At 64.6% G+C, this 18834-nt stretch carries 18 protein-coding genes; 14 read left to right on the top strand and 4 right to left on the bottom strand.

Annotated elements, in window-relative coordinates; translation table 11 throughout:
- Positions 1–14 precede the first annotated feature (14 nt).
- From IQ16_RS37655 to IQ16_RS37635, 5 genes are all read left to right on the top strand, one after another.
- Positions 15–2282, top strand: coding sequence for an acyl-CoA dehydrogenase (locus IQ16_RS37655; RefSeq protein ID WP_026312360.1), 2268 nt, complete (start codon positions 15–17; stop codon positions 2280–2282).
- On the top strand, positions 2282–3565 hold the full coding sequence (locus IQ16_RS37650) for an acetyl-CoA C-acetyltransferase (RefSeq protein WP_018645291.1): 1284 nt from the start codon (positions 2282–2284) through the stop codon (positions 3563–3565). Before IQ16_RS37655 ends, IQ16_RS37650 begins: the two co-directional genes overlap by 1 nt.
- A 2-nt stretch (positions 3566–3567) precedes the next feature.
- Positions 3568–5664 carry a 3-hydroxyacyl-CoA dehydrogenase NAD-binding domain-containing protein gene (locus tag IQ16_RS37645; RefSeq protein ID WP_026312359.1) on the top strand — a complete coding sequence of 699 codons (2097 nt, stop codon included), beginning with the start codon at positions 3568–3570 and terminating at the stop codon, positions 5662–5664.
- Positions 5665–5685: 21 nt separating this feature from the next.
- Positions 5686–6096, top strand: coding sequence for an acyl-CoA thioesterase (locus IQ16_RS37640; protein WP_018645289.1), 411 nt, complete (start codon positions 5686–5688; stop codon positions 6094–6096).
- Between the two features lie 220 nt (positions 6097–6316).
- Complete coding sequence (locus IQ16_RS37635; protein WP_018645288.1) at positions 6317–6508, top strand: hypothetical protein; 192 nt, start codon at positions 6317–6319, stop codon at positions 6506–6508.
- Between the two features lie 219 nt (positions 6509–6727).
- On the opposite strand, the gene IQ16_RS47590 is transcribed toward IQ16_RS37635, so the two are convergent.
- Entirely contained in the window at positions 6728–7177 is a 450-nt protein-coding gene (locus IQ16_RS47590; protein WP_430648223.1) for a nuclear transport factor 2 family protein, read from the bottom strand.
- A 351-nt stretch (positions 7178–7528) separates the two neighbouring features.
- Positions 7529–7981, bottom strand: a complete 453-nt coding sequence (locus IQ16_RS37625; RefSeq protein ID WP_026312358.1) for a nuclear transport factor 2 family protein — start codon at positions 7979–7981, stop codon at positions 7529–7531.
- Between the two features lie 154 nt (positions 7982–8135).
- On the opposite strand from IQ16_RS37625, the gene IQ16_RS37620 reads away from it, so the two are divergent.
- Positions 8136–8822 (top strand): HAD family hydrolase, encoded by a 687-nt coding sequence (locus IQ16_RS37620; RefSeq protein WP_020607993.1) that lies wholly within the window; start codon positions 8136–8138, stop codon positions 8820–8822.
- 107 nt (positions 8823–8929) lie between these two features.
- The gene (locus tag IQ16_RS37615; RefSeq protein WP_018645284.1) at positions 8930–9775 is read left to right on the top strand and encodes a DeoR/GlpR family DNA-binding transcription regulator; all 846 of its coding nucleotides are present in this window, start codon (positions 8930–8932) and stop codon (positions 9773–9775) included.
- A gap of 3 nt (positions 9776–9778) precedes the next feature.
- Here the strand turns inward: IQ16_RS37615 and IQ16_RS37610 are convergent, their stop codons facing one another.
- Both IQ16_RS37610 and IQ16_RS37605 read right to left on the bottom strand, forming a co-directional pair.
- The gene (locus IQ16_RS37610) at positions 9779–10195 is read right to left on the bottom strand and encodes a type II toxin-antitoxin system VapC family toxin (RefSeq protein ID WP_018645283.1); all 417 of its coding nucleotides are present in this window, start codon (positions 10193–10195) and stop codon (positions 9779–9781) included.
- Entirely contained in the window at positions 10195–10446 is a 252-nt protein-coding gene (locus IQ16_RS37605) for a type II toxin-antitoxin system prevent-host-death family antitoxin (RefSeq protein ID WP_018645282.1), read from the bottom strand. Before IQ16_RS37605 ends, IQ16_RS37610 begins: the two co-directional genes overlap by 1 nt.
- 292 nt (positions 10447–10738) lie before the next feature.
- Here IQ16_RS37605 and glpD point away from each other — a divergent pair, with 292 nt between their 5' ends.
- The 7 genes from glpD to IQ16_RS37570 all read left to right on the top strand — a co-directional run bounded on the left by glpD (position 10739) and on the right by IQ16_RS37570 (position 18455).
- The gene (gene glpD / locus IQ16_RS37600) at positions 10739–12289 is read left to right on the top strand and encodes a glycerol-3-phosphate dehydrogenase (protein WP_018645281.1); all 1551 of its coding nucleotides are present in this window, start codon (positions 10739–10741) and stop codon (positions 12287–12289) included.
- Entirely contained in the window at positions 12286–13362 is a 1077-nt protein-coding gene (locus tag IQ16_RS37595; protein ID WP_145832053.1) for an ABC transporter ATP-binding protein, read from the top strand. The genes glpD and IQ16_RS37595 overlap by 4 nt, the downstream gene beginning before the upstream one ends.
- A gap of 14 nt (positions 13363–13376) precedes the next feature.
- Positions 13377–14462, top strand: coding sequence for an ABC transporter ATP-binding protein (locus IQ16_RS37590; RefSeq protein ID WP_018645279.1), 1086 nt, complete (start codon positions 13377–13379; stop codon positions 14460–14462).
- Positions 14462–15436 (top strand): carbohydrate ABC transporter permease, encoded by a 975-nt coding sequence (locus IQ16_RS37585; RefSeq protein ID WP_018645278.1) that lies wholly within the window; start codon positions 14462–14464, stop codon positions 15434–15436. The genes IQ16_RS37590 and IQ16_RS37585 overlap by 1 nt, the downstream gene beginning before the upstream one ends.
- Positions 15436–16242 (top strand): carbohydrate ABC transporter permease, encoded by an 807-nt coding sequence (locus IQ16_RS37580; protein ID WP_018645277.1) that lies wholly within the window; start codon positions 15436–15438, stop codon positions 16240–16242. Before IQ16_RS37585 ends, IQ16_RS37580 begins: the two co-directional genes overlap by 1 nt.
- A gap of 10 nt (positions 16243–16252) precedes the next feature.
- Positions 16253–16582 carry a DUF2160 domain-containing protein gene (locus IQ16_RS37575; protein WP_018645276.1) on the top strand — a complete coding sequence of 110 codons (330 nt, stop codon included), beginning with the start codon at positions 16253–16255 and terminating at the stop codon, positions 16580–16582.
- 130 nt (positions 16583–16712) lie between these two features.
- A complete protein-coding gene (locus tag IQ16_RS37570; RefSeq protein WP_035667209.1) occupies positions 16713–18455 on the top strand; it encodes an ABC transporter substrate-binding protein in 1743 nt (580 codons plus the stop codon).
- Positions 18456–18834 lie beyond the last annotated feature (379 nt).

The raw sequence follows: 18834 nt of genomic DNA, 5'->3' as shown, positions 1-18834 counted from the left end.
GCATGAGGTCCGCCATGAGCTTCCGCCGCGACACTGTCACCAAGCCGATCTTCTCCTGGGCGCGCGGCGTGCTGCCGGCGATGTCCGACACCGAGCGCGAGGCGCTGGAGGCGGGCGATGTCTGGTGGGATGCCGATCTCTTCACCGGCGATCCCGACTGGTCGAAACTGCTGAAAATCGCGCCGGCCAAATTGACCGACGAGGAGCAGGCCTTCCTGAGCGGCCCCGTCGACGAGCTCTGCGCCATGCTCGACGAGTGGAAGATCTTCTGGGAATTGCGCGACCTGCCGCAGGACGTCTGGCACTTCGTCAAGCGCGAGAAGTTCTTCGGCATGATCATTCCGAAGGAGTTTGGTGGCCTCGGTTTCTCGCCCTATGCGCATTCGGAAGTGGTGCGCAAGATCTCGACGCGCTCGATCGCCGCGGCCGTCACGGTGATGGTGCCGAACTCGCTCGGCCCCGGCGAGCTCTTGATGCGCTTCGGCACGAAAGAGCAGCAGGAGCGCTGGCTGCCGCGCCTTGCCGACGGCCGTGACATTCCCTGCTTCGGCCTCACCAGTCCGGAGGCCGGATCGGATGCCGCCTCGATGGTCGATACCGGCATCATCTGCAAAGGCAATTTCGAAGGCCGCGAGGTCACAGGCCTCCGGCTCAACTGGCACAAGCGCTACATCACGCTCGGACCCGTCGCGACGCTGCTCGGTCTCGCCTTCAAGGCCTATGATCCCGATCATCTTGTCGGCGACCAGGAAGAGCTCGGCATCACCGTGGCGCTGATCCCGACCAATCTGCCCGGCGTCGAGATCGGCCAGCGCCATCTGCCCTCGATGCAGGTGTTCCAGAACGGACCGAACCGGGGCCGCGACGTCTTCATTCCGCTCGATTACGTCATCGGCGGCCAGGAGCGTCTCGGGCAGGGTTGGAAGATGCTGATGACCGCGCTCGCAGCCGGCCGCGGCATCTCGCTGCCGTCGCTGTCGGCGGCCGGCGCCGCCTATGCCGCGCGCACCACCGGCGCCTATGCGCGCATCCGCGAGCAGTTCGGCATCTCGATCTCCAAGTTCGAGGGCGTCGAGGAGCCGCTCGCGCGCATCGTCGCCACCGCCTATCAGCTCGACGCGGCGCGGCGGCTGACCTGCGCGGCGCTGAATGCCGGCGTTCATCCGGCCGTCATCTCCGGCATCATGAAGCTGCACGCGACCGAGCGGATGCGCACCGCGGTCGACGACGCCATGGACATTCACGGCGGCAAGGCCGTGATCGACGGTCCGCAGAACTATCTCGGCAATCTGCATCGCGCCGTGCCCGTCGGCATCACGGTCGAGGGCGCCAACATCCTGACCCGCAATCTCATCGTATTCGGGCAGGGCGCCATCCGCGCCCATCCCTATCTTCTCAAGGAGATGAATGCGCTTGCGGACACCGACCGCGAGCGAGGGCTCACCGCGTTCGACACGGCGTTCTGGAAACACGTCGGCCATAGTTTTCAGACGCTGTTCCGCGCCTTCGGCCGGAGCTGGACTTTTGGCGCCTTCGCAATGGCGCCCGATGCCGGCGATGCCACGCCGTTCTACCGCCAGCTCTCGCGCTATTCGGCGGCCTTCGCGCTCTGTGCCGACATGGCGCTGCTGACGCTCGGCGGCGCGCTCAAGCGCAAGGAGATGCTGTCGGCACGCTTCGGCGACATTCTCTCCGAGCTGTATCTGCTCTCGGCCGTCCTGAAGCGCTGGCAGGACGAGGGACGGCAGAAGGAGGATTTTGCCGCGCTGGAATGGTGCATGGCGACCGGCTTCAAGACAATCGAGAACCGGCTTGCCGAAATCCTCGCCAACCTGCCCAATCGCTTCGTCGCCGGCTTCCTCAAGCTCGTGGTCCAGCCCTTCGGCGCGCGCGTGCTCGGCCCGTCCGACCGCGTCGTGCATCGATGCGCCAGCCTCGTGCTGGAGCCGTCGGCCGCGCGCGAGCGCCTCACGCCGGATCTCGCGCATGTTGACGACGACGGCGCTTTCGCCCGGCTGGAGCGCGCGTTCAAGCTGGTTGCAGAGGCCGACGCCATCGCCAAGCGCATGCGCGCCGCGCACGTCCGCGACTGGAAGGAGGCGGTGACCAAGGGCGTGATCACGCAGGCCGAGGGTGAACAACTGGCGGCTGCTCACGAAGCCGTCACAAAAGTCATCGAGGTCGACGATTTTGCGCCGGAGGCGCTGTCGCCGATTTACAGGAAAGCCGCCGACGTGCATCAGTTCTTCCAGGAACTCGGTGAGCAGAGGGCGGCAAGCTGATGGCACGACCGGTTTTCATCGTCGACGGCAGCCGGACGCCGTTCTTGAAGGCCCGTTCGGGGCCGGGTCCGTTCACGCCGGTCGATCTTGCCGTGCAATGCGGTCGGCCGCTGCTGGCGCGCCAGCCGTTTTCACCTGATGATTTCGACCAGGTCATTCTCGGCTGCGTCAACGTGATCGCGGATGAGATGAACCCGGCCCGCGTCGCCGCGCTCCGGCTCGGCATGGGCGAGGACATGGTCGCCTTCACCGTGCAGATCAATTGCGGCTCCGGCATGCAGTCGATCGACACCGCCTATCGCTACATCCGCGAAGGCCATGCCGACATGATTTTGGCGGGCGGCACCGAGGCGCTGAGCCACGCGCCGCTGGTCTGGCCGAATTCCGGCGTGCGCTGGTTTGCAGGTCTCGCCACCGCCAAGGGCGTGGCCGCAAAGCTCGCCGCTGCGTTCAAGCTGCGCCCGCGCTATCTCAAGCCGATCATCGGCCTCGAGCGCGGGCTGACCGATCCCGTCACCGACCTGAACATGGGCCAGACCGCCGAGGTCGTCGGCCATCTCTTCGGCATCACCCGCGCCCAGTCCGATGCCTACGCTGCCGAGAGCCACCGCCGGCTTGCGCATGCGCAGGCCGAGGGCTTTCTGAAGGACGAGGTCGAGACCGCGTTCTCCCGCGACGGAAAATTCTTCGACCATGACGACGGCGTGCGGCCGGACTCGACGCCCGAGTCTCTCGCGAAACTGAGGCCGGTGTTCGAGCGCCCCTGGGGCCAGGTCACCGCCGGCAATTCCTCGCAGATCACCGACGGCGCCTCCTGGGTAATCCTTGCTTCCGATGCGGCTGTAGCCAAGCACAAGCTGGAGCCGAAGGCTGTCATCGTCGACAGCCATTGGGCCGCGCTAGATCCAAGCATCATGGGGCTTGGTCCCGTGATGTCGGCGACGCCGCTGCTCCAGCGCAATGACCTCACCATCAAGGAGGTCGAGACCTGGGAGCTGAACGAGGCCTTTGCGACCCAGGTGCTCGGCTGCCTCGCAGCCTGGAACGACGAAAAGTTCTGCCGCGAGATTCTTGGGCTCGACGGCGCCGCCGGTGAGATCGACCGTGACAGGCTCAATGTCGATGGCGGCGCGATCTCGCTCGGCCATCCCGTCGGCACCTCCGGCAACCGCATCGTGCTGCATCTCGTCAACGCGATGAAGCGGCTCGGCACGCGGCGCGGGGTTGCCACCGAATGCATCGGCGGCGGGCTCGGCGGCGCCATGCTGATCGAGGCGGTGTGACCATGGATTCCAAGATCATGACCGCGCTCGGCGATCGCGTGCTGACGCTAGGGCCGCAACCCGCGACGGATGGTCCCTACAGGCACTTCAAGCTGACGCGCGATGCCGACGGCGTCGCCTGGCTGTTGTTCGACCGTGACGGCGCCAGTGCCAACACGCTGTCCTCTGACGTGATGGAAGAGTTCGACGCCGCGCTCGCGGCGATCGAGACCGAGCGTCCGGCCGGCCTCGTCATCCGCTCCGCAAAGCCGTCCGGCTTCATCGCGGGCGCCGACGTCAACGAATTCCGCGGCGCGGCCGATCCCGAGATGGTGGAGACGCGCATCCGCGCGGCGCATGCGGTGGTCGATCATCTGGAAGTGCTAAAGCTGCCGACGGTCGCGGTGATCCATGGCTTCTGTCTCGGCGGCGGGCTCGAGGTCGCGCTCGCCTGCCAGGCGCGCATCGCCATCGACGGTGCGCGCTTCGGCTTCCCGGAGGTGATGCTGGGCCTGCATCCCGGTCTCGGTGGCACCGCGCGCTTCACCGCGCTGGTCAATCCGACCCAGTCGATGGCCTTGATGCTGACCGGCCGCACCATCGATGCGCGCCGCGCCAAATCGCTCGGCCTCGTCGACACCGTGACGCAGGAGCGCCATGTCCGCGGCGCCGTGAAGGACGTGCTGTTCGGCCGGCTGAAGCGGGCGAAGCCCGGCCTGCTGGCGCGCGCGGCCAATCTCGGACCGGTGCGCGGGCTGCTGGCCAAGCGCATGCGCTCGGAGGCGGCGAAAGCCGCCCCCCGCGAGCATTATCCCGCGCCTTACGCGCTGATCGATCTCTGGGAGGCTCATGGCGGCAGCAAGGCCGCGATGCTGAAGGCCGAGCAGGCGTCATTCGCCAAGCTGATGGTGACGCCGACCGCGCAGAACCTGATCCGCGTGTTCTTCCTGCGCGAGCAGATGAAGAAAGCGGCAGGCTCCGGCAACACGTTGAAGCATGTCCACGTCATCGGCGCCGGCGCGATGGGCGGCGACATCGCGGGGTGGTGTGCGGGGCAGGGGCTGCGCGTCTCGCTCGCCGACATGAAGGCGGAGCCGATCGCAGGCGCGGTCAAGCGCGCGGCCGAGCTCTACGGCAAGATCATCCGCAAGCCCACCGACGTGCGCGACGCGCTCGATCGCCTGATCCCTGACATGGACGGCGAGGGCGTCCGCAACGCCGATCTCATCATCGAGGCGGTGCCGGAAAAGCTCGAGCTGAAACAGAAGGTCTATGCCGGCCTCGAGCCGCGGATGAAGCCGGGCGCGATCCTTGCGACCAATACATCGAGCATTCCGCTTCAGGATCTGCGCACCACGCTGGCGCGGCCGGAGCGGCTGGTCGGCCTGCATTTCTTCAACCCGGTCTCGCGGCTGCAACTGGTCGAGGTCGTCAGTCATGACGGCAACGACGCACGGGTGCTCAAGGAAGCGCTCGCCTTCGTCGGCGCGATCGACCGCCTGCCGCTCGCCGTGAAGAGTTCGCCCGGCTTCCTCGTCAACCGCGCGCTGACGCCTTACATGCTCGAAGCCATGGTGATGCTGGACGAGAAGACCGACCAGCGGCTGATCGATGCCGCGGCCGAGCAGTTCGGCATGCCGATGGGGCCGATCGAGCTTGCCGACCAGGTCGGCCTCGACATCTGCCTCGACGTCGGCGACATGCTGCGCACCAAGTTCGGTGATCTCTTGCCGCCGACGCCGGCCTGGCTGCGCGAGAAGGTGGCCAAGGGCGAGCTCGGCCGCAAGACCGGCAAGGGCTTCTACACCTGGAAGGACGGCAAGGCGGAGAAGGCGCCGTTGCCGGAGACCGGCCCGCGCGTCACCGACCAGATGATCGACCGCCTGGTCCTGCCGATGTCCAATGTCTGCGTCGCGGCGCTGCGCGAGGGCATCGTCGACGATGCCGATGCGGTCGACGGCGCCATGATCTTCGGCACGGGTTATGCACCATTCCGCGGAGGTCCGCTCAACTATGCGCGCACGCGCGGCGTGGAAAACATTGTATCCACCCTGCGCGCGCTGGCGGAGCGATTCGGCGAGCGCTTCGCGCCCGATCCGGGCTGGGACAATTTCAAGTGAGCAATTCCAAGTGAGAGAGGCATGAGCGAGAAATCCAATACCGGACCGAGCGGCGATCTCTGCATCCGTACGCTGGCGATGCCGGCCGATACCAACGCGAACGGCGATATCTTCGGCGGCTGGCTGCTCAGCCAGATGGACGTCGGCGGCGGCGTGTTTGCATCGAAAGTCGCGAAGTCGCGCACGGTCACGGTTGCGATCGAGGCGATGAATTTTCGAAAAGCGGTCTATGTCGGCGATCTCGTCTCCGTCTACGCCAACCTCGTGCGTGTGGGGCGCACGTCCATCACCGTGCATCTGGAAGCGTGGGCGCTGCGCCGCGGCGAGCAGCATCCGTTCCTCGTCACCGACGGTAACTTCACCTACGTCTCGATCGACGAGCACGGTCGCCCACAGGCGGTTCGTTCGAGCGACACCGTCATCGCGACGTAATCGCGCGCGGCGCTCTGTCTCGTCTCACGAAAACTTGCAGCAAACGAAACGCGGCGCGCGTGAGTCATCGCGTCGCGGCTTCGCCAAGAACCAGTCATAAAACGGATGAGGTCCCGGCGCACTCAATTGCCTGTCGATTCGAGGTGAAAACGGCCTCAAATGCCCAGGAACTTTTGGGCCGAGATGCCGTTATTTGCCCGCACTGAGGAAACCACGGACCATGCCGGACAGCTACATCATCGAAGTCGATTCGCAGACCGCAGGTATCGTCGTTCGTTCTTCTGGAGGTTACTGCTTCTTCGCCTCATCCCACCGATTCAACCGTCTCGAAGGCCAGCTCTTCCGCAACGCCCGCGAAGCCGAGCGCGCTGCCCGCAAGCTGGTGAACGGCGATGTGAAGGAGGCGGCGTAAGCGCCTGCCGCCGGTGATTTCGACGCGCGAAGCGTGTCGGAATTTTTTGCAGCCTCTTCCTTCTCCCCTTGTGGGAGAAGGTGGCGCGAAGCGCCGGATGAGGGGTCTGCTTCCGCAAATTCAACTGTGAGAGGTCAATCGCGGAGAGAGACCCCTCACCCGTCTCGCCGCGTTGCGGCGAGCCACCCTCTCCCACAGGGGGAGAGGGGAGGAACTTCATCACAACTTCGTCGCGGAGCGGGACAACAGCTTCCAATCGTCGCCCTGCTTCAGCCAGTTCATCAGGATGTGAAGGCTGTTTGCCACTTTCTGTCCGCCGGTCATCATCTCGGCCAGCCAGTGGAAGCGTACGATCGCGGCGGGACCGACGATCTTGATGGTTGGATCCTTGTACGTAATCGACAGGAATTCGGTCTTGCCGTCGGTGGCGTTGGCGATGAAAGCCGCCTTGTCCTCGAGGAAGCCGCTGGAATGGCTGTAGCTCAAATCGTCCGCGCACAGCGCGCCGAGCGCCTTCGGATCGGCCGCGATCTGGGCGAGGCGAAATGCCTCGACGTTCTTTGCCACCGCCTCGTAGTCCGTCGTGGCAGCATGATCGCGATTCAGTGTCATCATATCCTCCGTCCTTGATCTTGCGCCCACTGTTGCAGCCGCACTTGATTTTGTCATTTTGTCGAGCGTCAGGTCGCAAAACGCTGCATTGTGCCAGGCAGCGCGATTTCTGACACGCGAAGCGTGGTCGGAATTTTTTGCCGCCTTGATGCCGCTGCACTTTCTTCTCCCCTCATGTTCGCCGAAGCCCTGGCGAAGGCGGATGTGGGAGAAGGTGGCATAGGCCGCCTTCGGCGGCCGTGCCTTAAGAGAACGCCGAAGCAAAGCTTCGGCTATGGCGCCGGATGAGGAGTCTGCATCCTTTGAATTCCGCTGCGAGAGGCGTGCCTGCTGAAGCATACCCCTCACCCGGCTCGCCGCTCTGCGGCGAGCCACCCTCTCCCGCAAGGGGAGAGGGTGAGAACGCCATCACAACTTCGTCGCGGCGCGCGACAAGAGCTTCCACTCGTCGCCCTGCTTCTGCCAGTTCATCAGGATGTGAAGGTTGGTCGATACTTTTTTCCCATCGGCCGCCATTTCCTGTTCTCCCAGCCAGTGGAAGCGGACGATCGCGGTGGGGCCGACGACCTTGATGGTCGGGTCCTTGTATTCGATCGACAGGAACTTCGATTTGCCGTCGGTGGCATTGGTGATGAAGGTCGCCTTGTCTTCGACCTTGCCGCTGGAATGGCTGTAGCTCAGATCGTCCCAGCACAGTGCGCCGAGCGCCTTCGGGTCGGCCGCGATCTGGGCGAGGCGGAAGGCCTCGACCTTCTTCGCCACGGCGTCCTCGTCCGCTGACGCGGCCAGCGCCGATGTGGTGAGAGCGAGCGCGGAAACCGCCAGAGTCGAGAGAGCCAGATCGCGTCGGTTGATCGTCATCGTTTCCTCCTTTTTGGTCTTGGCCGGAGTGTTGCAGCCGCGCGCGACTTTGTCGAGTGTCACGTCGTGGTCATGTGGATGCGTCATTGCGTGATCGAGGCCGTATTGATACGTCTCGCGCATCGATGCGTCGCGCATGTGGGAAAGTACGGAAATGATCGAGGCTAGACAGGGTGCGATGGGCAAGGCGTTGCTGTTCGACATCGACGGCACGCTCGCCGACACCGATCCGTTGCACCTGAAGGCTTTCAACCAGGTGCTCGGCCCGCACGGCCATGTCTTCGATCACGCACGCTTCTCCAGGGAGCTGCAAGGCTTCGCCAATGTCGCGATCGGCGAGCGCTTTCTGCCCGACGAGGCGCCGGAGCGGCGCGCCGCGATCCTCGACGAGAAGGAGGAAGTCTTCCGCGCGCTCGTGGCCGGCCAGATCGCGCCGCTGCCCGGCCTGATGGCGCTGCTCGACCGGGCCGACAGTGCCGGCATTCCCATGGTTGCCGTGACCAATGCGCCGCGTCTCAACGCCGAGCTGCTGCTCTCCGGTCTCGGCATCACGCATCGCTTCAAGGCGCTCGTGATCGGCGCGGAGCTGCCGCACGGCAAGCCGCATCCGCTGCCTTATCAGGAAGGGCTGCGTTTCGTCGGCGCGCGCCCGGAAACCTCGATCGCATTCGAAGACTCCCGCACCGGCGTGCAATCCGCTGCGGCGGCCGGCATTCCGACCGTCGGCATAAGGACCAGCCTCAGCCACGCCGATCTCGTTGGGGCAGGCGCGGTCACGTCCGCCAGCGCCTTCGACGATCCGGCGCTGCTCGCGCGTCTTGCCGCCGCCATGACTTGGTAAGAAATGGCGTGGTGAGGGCCCTTCATCCGTTAACCGTGATCGGCGCGCGCATTGACCGCAGGCGCGAACCGCCGCACCATGCATCATCCTGAATTGAGGCCGTTGCCGTGACCGGATTGACCCATCGCCAAGCCGAAATCCTCAACATCGCGCGCGCCTCCGGCCGTGTCATGGTCGAGGAGCTCGCGCGCCGGTTCGAGGTCTCGGCGCAGACCATCCGCAAGGACCTCAACGATCTCTGCGAGCGGAGGTCGCTGACCCGCATCCATGGCGGTGCCATCATCGCGTCCGGCGTGGAGAACCTCGCCTATGAGGCGCGCCGCTTCGTCGCGGCCGACGAGAAGAAGGCGATCGGCGCTGCGGCGGCCTCGCTGATCCCGAACGGCTGCTCGCTCTTCATCAACATCGGCACGACGACCGAGGAGGTCGCGAGCGCGCTGACCTCGCATGAGGATCTGCTCGTCATCACCAACAACCTCAACGTGGCGATGCTGCTCTACCGCCATCCCCGCATCGAGGTGGTGGTCGCCGGCGGCACGGTGCGGCGCGCCGACGGGGCGGTGGTCGGCTCGACCGCGACGCAGCTGATCGGACAGTTCAAGGTCGACTACGCCATCATCGGCGCCTCCGCAATCGACGAGGAGGGCGCGCTGCTCGACTTCGATTATCGCGAGGTGCAGGTGGCGCAGGCCATCATCGCCAATGCCCGCAGCGTCATGCTGGTCGCCGATTCCACAAAGCTCCGCCGCAGCGCGCCGGTGCGCATCGCCCATATCACCCAGATCCAGACCTTCGTCACCGACCAGGAGCTGCCCGAGCGCCTCGCCACCATCTGCCACAGCAAGGGCATCGAGGTGGTCGAGGCGATGCCGAAGGGGGCGGACATCGATGATCCGCCGGCCGATGCCCAGGATGCAGCGCCGGAAGCCGCGCCGGTGGTGCGGCTGCGCTGAGATTTAGGTGCCGGTCCACGGATTGAGCAGCGGGACGCCCATAGGTTCGAAATCCGCCACATTGAGCGTAACGACCGTCAAGCCGTGAACAAGCGCGGTCGCTGCGATGAGGGCGTCGCGCTCGGCCCGCGGGTTGGGAACGTGCAGTTGCGCGCAACGCTGCGCGACGGCCGTGTCGATCGCCAGGATCCGCCCCTCGAAGCGGGCCAGAATGTGATCGTTGATCCAGGCACGCAGCACGGCACTTTGTGCCGCGTCCTTGCGTTCGATCAGGCGTGCGCCAAGTTCGATCTCAAGAATCGAAATGGCGGAAATGAAAAAATTTGCCGCTGGAGCTGCATTGGCCCAGGCGACGACGTTCCGATCAGCCTTATCCGGCCGTCTCAGTTCTGAAATGACATTGGTGTCCAGCAGGAACATCAGTCGAGATCAGCGGCCCTGAAGATCCCGTCGTCAACGCGAGGCGGATCGAAATCAAAGTCCGCATTCGTCTGCGCCAGAGCTTCCGCAAGGCTCATGTGTCCGCCGCTCAGGCGCAAATAATCCTCGATCGTCAGCAGGACGTGGGCCGGGCGGCCGCGGTCCGTAATAAAGATGGGTCCCTGCGATGCTGCTTTCTTGGCGCCGCTGGTGTCTTGATTGAATTCCCGGCTGGTCAGGGTGGTCACCATCGTCTGAGGCTCCAAGCCGTGAGTATGACTCCGCTTGCGAGACATATGTAGAGATGTTTCTACATTCAAGTCCATAAGCTTGTTGGTTGACGGGACCGCGCCAGCCTTGCCGTTCAATCGAGCTGCTTGCCCCTCAATCTGCCCGTCGACCTGCCGATTTTCCCGCCTCGTTGCCGTTGAAAAAGTTCCTCTTTCACTTCCTTTCGCCTCTCTTTCATCTTGCTTTCGTTTTTCGGTGTGATCTAATCAAAAACGAAAGTAACCGCTCGAAGGAACGGGCGGTCGCCGGGGGATGCGTCTGTTGGAGCGTATTTTCGATCTCGCCATCATTGGAGGCGGTGTTAACGGCTGCGGCATCGCGCGTGACGCGGTGGGCCGGGGCAACACGGTTTTCCTGTGCGAAATGAACGATCTGGCGTCCGGGACGTCGTCCTGGTCGACCAAGCTGGTGCATGGCGGCCTGCGCTATCTTGAATATTACGAGTTTCGGCTGGTCCGCGAGGCGCTGATCGAGCGCGAGATTCTCTGGGGCATCGCGCCCCACATCATCCGCCCCTTGCGTTTCGTTCTGCCGCATCACGCCGGCCTCCGCCCGGCCTGGCTGCTGCGCCTCGGCCTCTTCCTTTATGATCACATCGGCGGCCGCCATCTGCTGCCCGCCACGCGCTCGGTCGATCTCAAGCGCGACGAGGTCGGCAAGCCGCTGATCCCAAATCGCTATAGCCGCGCCTTCGAATATTCGGACTGCTTCGTCGATGACGCCCGCCTCGTCGTGCTCAACGCGCGCGATGCCGCCGACAAGGGCGCCGAGATCCGCACCCGCACCCGCGCCACCGAGATCCGCCAGGCCGACGGCGTCTGGACCGTCAGCATGCTCAACACGCTGACCGGCGAGCGCTCGCAGGTTCGGGCGAAAGCGCTGGTCAATGCCGGTGGCCCGTGGGTCGAGGACGTGCTCGGCCGCGGCGCCGGCGTCAATGCCAAAGCCAAGGTGCGCCTGGTGCAGGGCTCGCACATCGTGGTCAAGAAGCTCTACGACCACGACCGCGCCTACATGTTCCAGAATGCCGACGGCCGCATCATCTTCGTGATCCCGTACCAGGACGATTTCACGCTGATCGGCACCACCGATCGCGACTATGACGGTGATCCCGCCAAGGTGAAGGCGACGGCTGAGGAGATCGAGTATCTCTGCAAGGCGGCCAGCGAATATCTGGCGAAGCCCGTGACGCCTGAGGACGTGGTCTGGACCTATTCCGGCGTGCGGCCGCTCTATGACGACGGCGCCAGCGAGGCCAAGGCCGCGACGCGCGACTACGTGTTCGAGCTCGACACGCCCGGCGGCTCTCCGCTGCTGTCGATCTATGGCGGCAAGATCACGACCTATCGCCGCCTCGCCGAGGAGGCGCTGGAGCGGCTCGCGCCCTATCTTCGCAGTGCGAAGGCACGCGAGGGCTGGACCGGCAAATGGCCGCTGCCCGGCGGCGACATGAACGTGTCCGACATCGACGGCCTGATCGTGGAGCTGCAGCGCGGCTATCCCTTCCTCGGCCATGAGCATGCGCGGCGCCTCGCGCGCGCCTATGGCACTCGCGCCATCAAGCTGCTCGGCGACGCGAAATCCGCCGCGGATCTCGGCCAGGCCTTTGGCGCCACGCTGACCGAGCGCGAGGTCCGCTACCTCATGGCCAACGAATGGGCCGTCACCGCCGAGGACATCGTCTGGCGCCGTTCCAAGCTCGGCCTGCGACTATCTGCCGACGAGATCGCGGCGCTTGACGACTGGATCAGGGCCCACGCTATGCCGCAAAGTCCCCTGCTGGAAGCGGGAGGACGCCCATGACCGTGACACTCGATCACGTGACCCGGACCGTCGACGGTATCGAGCACATCCGCGACGTCTCGCTGGCGCTCGAGAGCGGCACGCTCAACGTGCTGCTCGGGCCGACGCTCTCGGGCAAGACCTCGATCATGCGGCTGCTCGCCGGCCTCGACAAGCCGACCACGGGCAGGGTGCTGGTTGGCGGCAAGGACGTCACCGGCGCCGACGTGCGCCAGCGTTCGGTTGCGATGGTCTATCAGCAGTTCATCAACTACCCCTCGCTCACTGTCTACGAGAACATCGCCTCGCCCCTGCGCGTGCAGGGCAAGCCGCGCGAGGAGATCGAGACGCGGGTGGCGGAAGCCGCAAAGCTGCTGCGGCTCGAACCGTTCCTGAAGCGCACGCCGCTCCAGCTCTCCGGCGGCCAGCAGCAGCGCACCGCGATCGCGCGCGCTCTGGTCAAGGGCGCCGATCTCGTGCTGCTCGACGAGCCGCTCGCCAATCTCGACTACAAGCTCCGCGAGGAGCTGCGCGCCGAGCTGCCGCGCATCTTCGAAGCCTCCGGAGCGATCTTCGTCTATGCCACCACCGAGCCGACAGAGGCGCTGCTGCTCGGCGGCAACACGGTGTGCATGTGGGAGGGCCAGGCGCTGCAGATGGGCGAGACCGCCAACGTCTACCGCCGGCCGCAGACCTTGCGCGTGGCGCAGGTGTTTTCCGATCCGCCGCTCAACCTCGTCGGCATCGAGAAGAGGAACGGACACGTCGCCTATGCCGGCGGCACGGCCTCGCCGGCCTCGGGACTCTATGCCGCGCTGGCTGACGGCGCCTATCGCGTCGGCTTCCGCGCCCATCAGCTTGGGCTTGCCAATGGCGAGGCCGATCGCCATGCCTTCCATGCCACTGTCACGGTGACCGAGATCACCGGTTCGGAGAGCTTTGTGCATTTGACCCGCGACGGATTGAACTGGGTGGCGGTGTTGCACGGCGTGCACGAGTTCGAGCCCGGCCAGACCATCGATGCCGTGCTCGATCCCAATGATGTCTTCGTCTTCGATGCCGCCGGCCGTTTGGTCGCGGCACCGGGCTCGTAAGGGGGAGGTGCGCGATGGCCCGCATTGACCTCGTCGATCTCGCCCATTCCTACGGCGGCAATGATGCGCCGCAGGAAAGCTTTGCGCTCAAGCCTGTCACCATGACCTGGCGGCAGGGCGGCGCTTATGCGCTGCTCGGCCCAAGCGGCTGCGGCAAGACCACGCTGCTCAACGTCATCTCCGGCATCATCACGCCCTCGCGCGGGAAGATCCTGTTCGACGGGGTGGACATCACACCGCTGTCAACCCAGAAGCGCAACATCGCCCAGGTGTTCCAGTTTCCGGTGATCTACGACACCATGACGGTGGGGCAGAACCTGGCGTTTCCGCTGAAGAACCGCGGCGTGGCGAAGGCTGACATCGACAGGCGCGTCGCCGAGATCGGCCGCCTGCTCGATCTCGAGCCCTATCTGAACCGCAAGGCGACGCGGCTCACGGCCGACGCCAAGCAGAAGATCTCGCTTGGCCGCGGCCTCGTGCGCAACGACGTCGCCGCCGTGCTGTTCGACGAACCGCTCACCGTGATCGATCCCGAGCTGAAATGGCAGCTTCGGTCCAAGCTGAAGGCGCTGCATCGCGAGCTCGATCTCACGATGATCTACGTCACCCACGACCAGACCGAGGCGCTGACCTTCGCCGACACTGTCGTCGTCATGCATGACGGCCGCGTGGTGCAGAGCGGCACGCCGGCCGAGCTTTTCGACAAGCCGGCGCATACGTTTGTCGGTTATTTCATCGGCTCGCCCGGCATGAACATCCTGCCGGCCGAAGTGAGGGGACGCGAGGCCAAGATCGACGGCCACGTCATCGCGCTGAACCGCAGCTACGACAACCTTCCGGCCGGTGCCAAAATCGAGATCGGCGTGCGCCCCGAATTCGTCGAGGTGGTCGCACCCGCGCCCGGCCTGCTCACCGCCAGGATCGAGCGCATCGACGATCTCGGCCGCATCCGTTTCGCGCGGGCGCGCCTCGGCGATGCCAAGCTCGCGGCGCGCGCGCCGGCGGGCTTCACGAGCTCAGACGCCACGGCCGGGCTGAAATTCGATCCTTCGCATGTGCACGTCTATGCCGACAGCCTTCTGGTGGAGGGAGCCGCCTGATGGACAAGACCGTCAACCAAAAAGCCTGGTTCCTGGTGCTGCCGGTGTTCCTGGTCGTCGCCTTCTCCGCGGTGCTGCCGCTGATGACGGTGGTGAACTATTCGATGCAGGACACCTTCGGCAACAACCAGTTCTTCTGGAACGGCGTCGGCTGGTTCAAGGAACTGCTCGATCCCTCGACCGATCTCGGCGGCCGCTTCCTCGCCTCGCTCGGCCGCAATCTGTTCTTCTCGATGGTGATCCTCGCCATCCAGGTGCCGCTCGGCATTGTCGTGGCGCTGTCGATGCCGCGCGAGGGCTGGACGGTGGCGGCCTGCCTGATCATCCTCGCGCTGCCGCTGCTGATTCCGTGGAACGTGGTCGGCACGATCTGGCAGATCTTCGGCCGGCCCGACATCGGTCTGCTCGGCTATGTCCTGAACGCGATCGGCATCGACTACAACTACGTCTCCAACGAGGTCGACGCCTGGGTCACGGTCATCGTGATGGACGTCTGGCACTGGACCAGCCTCGTCGCGCTGCTCTGCTATGCCGGCCTGAAGTCGATCCCGGATGCCTATTACCAGGCGGCGCAGATCGACGGCGCCTCGCGCTGGGCGGTGTTCAAGGCGATCCAGCTGCCGAAGATGAACCGCGTGCTCTTGATCGCGGTGCTGCTGCGCTTCATGGACAGCTTCATGATCTACACCGAGCCGTTCGTCGTCACCGGCGGCGGACCCGGCAACTCCACCACTTTCGTGTCGATCGAGCTCGTCAAGATCGCGCTCGGCCAGTTCGACCTCGGCAAGGCCGCGGCGCTGTCGCTGGTCTATAACCTGATCATCCTGATCGTCTGCTGGATCTTCTACACCGTCATGACCAATGCCGGTGTCGAGCGCAAAGTTCAGGCTTCGAGCGAGCCGGCGGCGGAGCCGAAGCCTTCGGCCGCGCTCAAGCCCGTGCCAGCGCTCAAGCCAAAGGAAGGAGTGGCCTGATGCATTCGATCCCCGGCCGCCGCCTCATCATGGGGCTGTTCCTGATCTTCCTGCTGCTGCCGATCTACTGGCTCGTCAACATGAGCTTCAAGACCAACAGCGAGATCGTCTCGACGATGACGCTGTGGCCGCACACCCCGACGCTGCAGCACTACAAGCGCATCTTCACCGACGAGAGCTGGTATTCCGGCTACATCAATTCGCTGGAATACGTCGTCCTCAACACCATCATCTCGATCTCGGTGGCGCTGCCCGCGGCCTACGCGTTCTCGCGCTACCGCTTCCTCGGTGACAAGCACCTGTTCTTCTGGCTGCTGTCGAACCGCATGGCGCCGGCGGCGGTCTATGCGCTGCCGTTCTTCAACCTTTATTCGGCGATCGGCCTGTTCGACACGCCCTGGGCCGTCGCGCTCGCGCATTGCATCTTCAACGTTCCGCTCGCGGTGTGGATCCTCGAAGGTTTCGTCTCCGGCGTGCCGCGCGAGATCGACGAGACCGCCTTCCTCGACGGCTATTCCTTTCCGCGCTTCTTCATCAAGATCCTGGTGCCGCTGATCGCGAGCGGCATCGGCGTCGCCGCCTTCTTCTGCTTCATGTTCTCCTGGGTCGAGCTGCTGCTGGCGCGCACGCTGACCTCGGTGCACGCCAAGCCGATCGCGGCGATCATGACGCGCACGGTGTCGGCTGCGGGCATGGACTGGGGCCTGTTGGCTGCGGCCGGCGTGCTCACCATCATTCCGGGCGCGCTGGTGATCTGGTTCGTCCGCAATTACATCGCGCGCGGCTTCGCGCTCGGCCGGGTGTAGGGAGGTTCTTATGGAATCCATCGCATGGATGGCCTGGACGCTGCCGACCGCGATCTTCTTCGCCGCGCTGGCCTGCACGCTGGCGGTGATGACGTGGCTCGCCGCGGTCTATCCCGAGGCCGAACGCGTCGGCGTGCTCAGTATTCCGACCACGCGCGGCGACCGCCTGTTCGTCTCGCTGATTGCGGCAGCCGTCATCCATCTCGCGTGGATCGGCCTCGTCGGCACCGACGCGCTCGCGACGCTGCCGATCGGTGAGGAGGGGTTTGAGATCTCGAGCCTGTGGCTCGCAAGTGGAATTTCGCTGGCCACGGCCGTGCTCATTTTCCGCACGGTCTGAAGCTTGCGAAGGGACGGCCAGATCCGGGGGCAACCCGGGCCTGTATAAAATTTTGTCGCTGCAACGGAGGAACAACATGCGACAGTTTAGGAGAAGGAAAGGTCCATTGACCAAGAGCAGTTTTCTGACCATGTCCAGCACTGCCGCGCTTCTGGCGGTGTCGTTCACCGTCTCGGCGCCGGTCCGCGCTGCCGACGACGCCGCGATCCAGAAGTGGATTGCGGAATTCCAGCCCTCGACGCTGTCGAAGGAAGACCAGAAGAAGGAGCTGGAGTGGTTCGCCAAGGCCGCCGAGCCCTTCAAGGGCATGGAGATCAACGTCGTCTCCGAAACCATCACGACTCACGAATACGAATCGCAGACGCTGGCCAAGGCGTTCTCCGAGCTCACCGGCATCAAGCTCAAGCACGACATCATCCAGGAAGGTGACGTCGTCGAGAAGCTGCAGACCCAGATGCAGTCCGGCAAGAACGTCTATGACGGCTGGATCAACGACAGCGACCTGATCGGCACGCACTTCCGCTACAATCAGACGATCGCGCTGTCGGACTACATGACCGGCGAGGGCAAGGACGTCACCGATCCCATGCTCGACGTCAACGACTTCATCGGCAAATCGTTCGGCACGGCGCCGGACGGCAAGCTCTACCAGCTGCCCGACCAGCAGTTCGCCAACCTCTACTGGTTCCGCTACGACTGGTTCACCAACCCCGACTACAAGGCCAAGTTCAAGGCCAAGTACGGCTACGAGCTCGGCGTGCCCGTGAACTGGTCCGCCTATGAGGACATCGCCGAGTTCTTCACCAACGACATCAAGGAGATCAACGGCGTCAAGGTCTACGGCCATATGGACTATGGCAAGAAGGACCCCTCGCTCGGATGGCGTTTCACCGACGCCTGGCTGTCGATGGCCGGCAACGGTGACAAGGGCATTCCGAACGGTCTGCCGGTGGACGAGTGGGGCATCCGCATGGAAGGCTGCCGTCCGGTCGGCTCCTCGGTCGAGCGTGGTGGCGACACCAACGGTCCGGCCGCGGTCTATTCGATCACGAAGTACCTCGAGTGGATGAAGAAGTATGCTCCGCCGCAGGCCCAGGGCATGACCTTCTCCGAGTCCGGCCCCGTGCCGGCCCAGGGCAACATCGCCCAGCAGATGTTCTGGTACACCGCCTTCACCGCCGACATGGTGAAGCCGGGCATCGCCGTGATGAACGCGGACGGTACGCCGAAGTGGCGTATGGCTCCGTCGCCGCACGGCGCCTACTGGAAGGAAGGCATGAAGCTCGGCTACCAGGACGCCGGCTCCGTGACGCTCTTGAAGTCGACCCCCGCGGATCGCCGCAAGGCGGCCTGGCTCTACCTCCAGTTCATCGTCTCCAAGACGGTCAGCTTGAAGAAGAGCCATGTCGGTCTCACCTTCATCCGTGAATCCGACATCTGGGACAAGTCGTTCACCGAGCGTGCGCCGAAGCTCGGCGGCCTGATCGAGTTCTACCGCTCGCCCGCGCGCGTGCAGTGGACCCCGACCGGCAACAACGTGCCCGACTATCCGAAGCTCGCCCAGCTCTGGTGGCAGAACATCGGCGATGCGTCGTCCGGTACGAAGACGCCGCAGGCCGCGATGGACGCACTGGCCGCCGCCCAGGACTCCGTGATGGAGCGCCTGGAGAAGTCCGGCGTGCAGGGCGCCTGCGGTCCGAAGCTGCACAAGAAGGAGACGGCCGAGTACTGGTTCGCCAAGGCCCAGAAGGACGGCACCATCGCCCCGCAGCGCAAGCTCGCCAACGAGAAGCCGAAGGGCGAGACGGTGGACTACGACACGCTGATCAAGTCGTGGCCCGCCACTCCGCCCAAGCGCGCGGAAGCGAAGTAAGCAGCGCGCAAAGCGTCATCAAATGCGAAAGGCCGGGAGCGATCCCGGCCTTTTTGTTGTGTGCCGAGTATGAGCGACAGCTTGGAGGTGGAAGTCCTCTATCCAGCCTGATGGCGGCGAAGGATTAGCGAAGCGCAAGGGCGTCATCGTGAGGTGGGGTCTGAAGAAAGCGTGGAGCAAAGCCGCGGCCCGATGGACAAACACCGGATAACGAGGCCTACCCGGCCGGACGAGCGAGCAATTGATCGCGAAGTCCAAGGTCATCAAAGGTCGGGGTGGTAAATTCGGCGGGCGTGCGGTGAAGGCGGTCGGTCTTACCTCGGGAGGTCTGCGCTGTGTCTCGGCAACGAGACTGAGACCGTCGCAAGACGGCCTGACC

This window comes from Bradyrhizobium huanghuaihaiense (assembly GCF_007830635.1).
In the GTDB taxonomy this organism is placed as follows: domain Bacteria; phylum Pseudomonadota; class Alphaproteobacteria; order Rhizobiales; family Xanthobacteraceae; genus Bradyrhizobium; species Bradyrhizobium huanghuaihaiense.
This window is presented reverse-complemented; position numbering and strand designations above follow the sequence as displayed.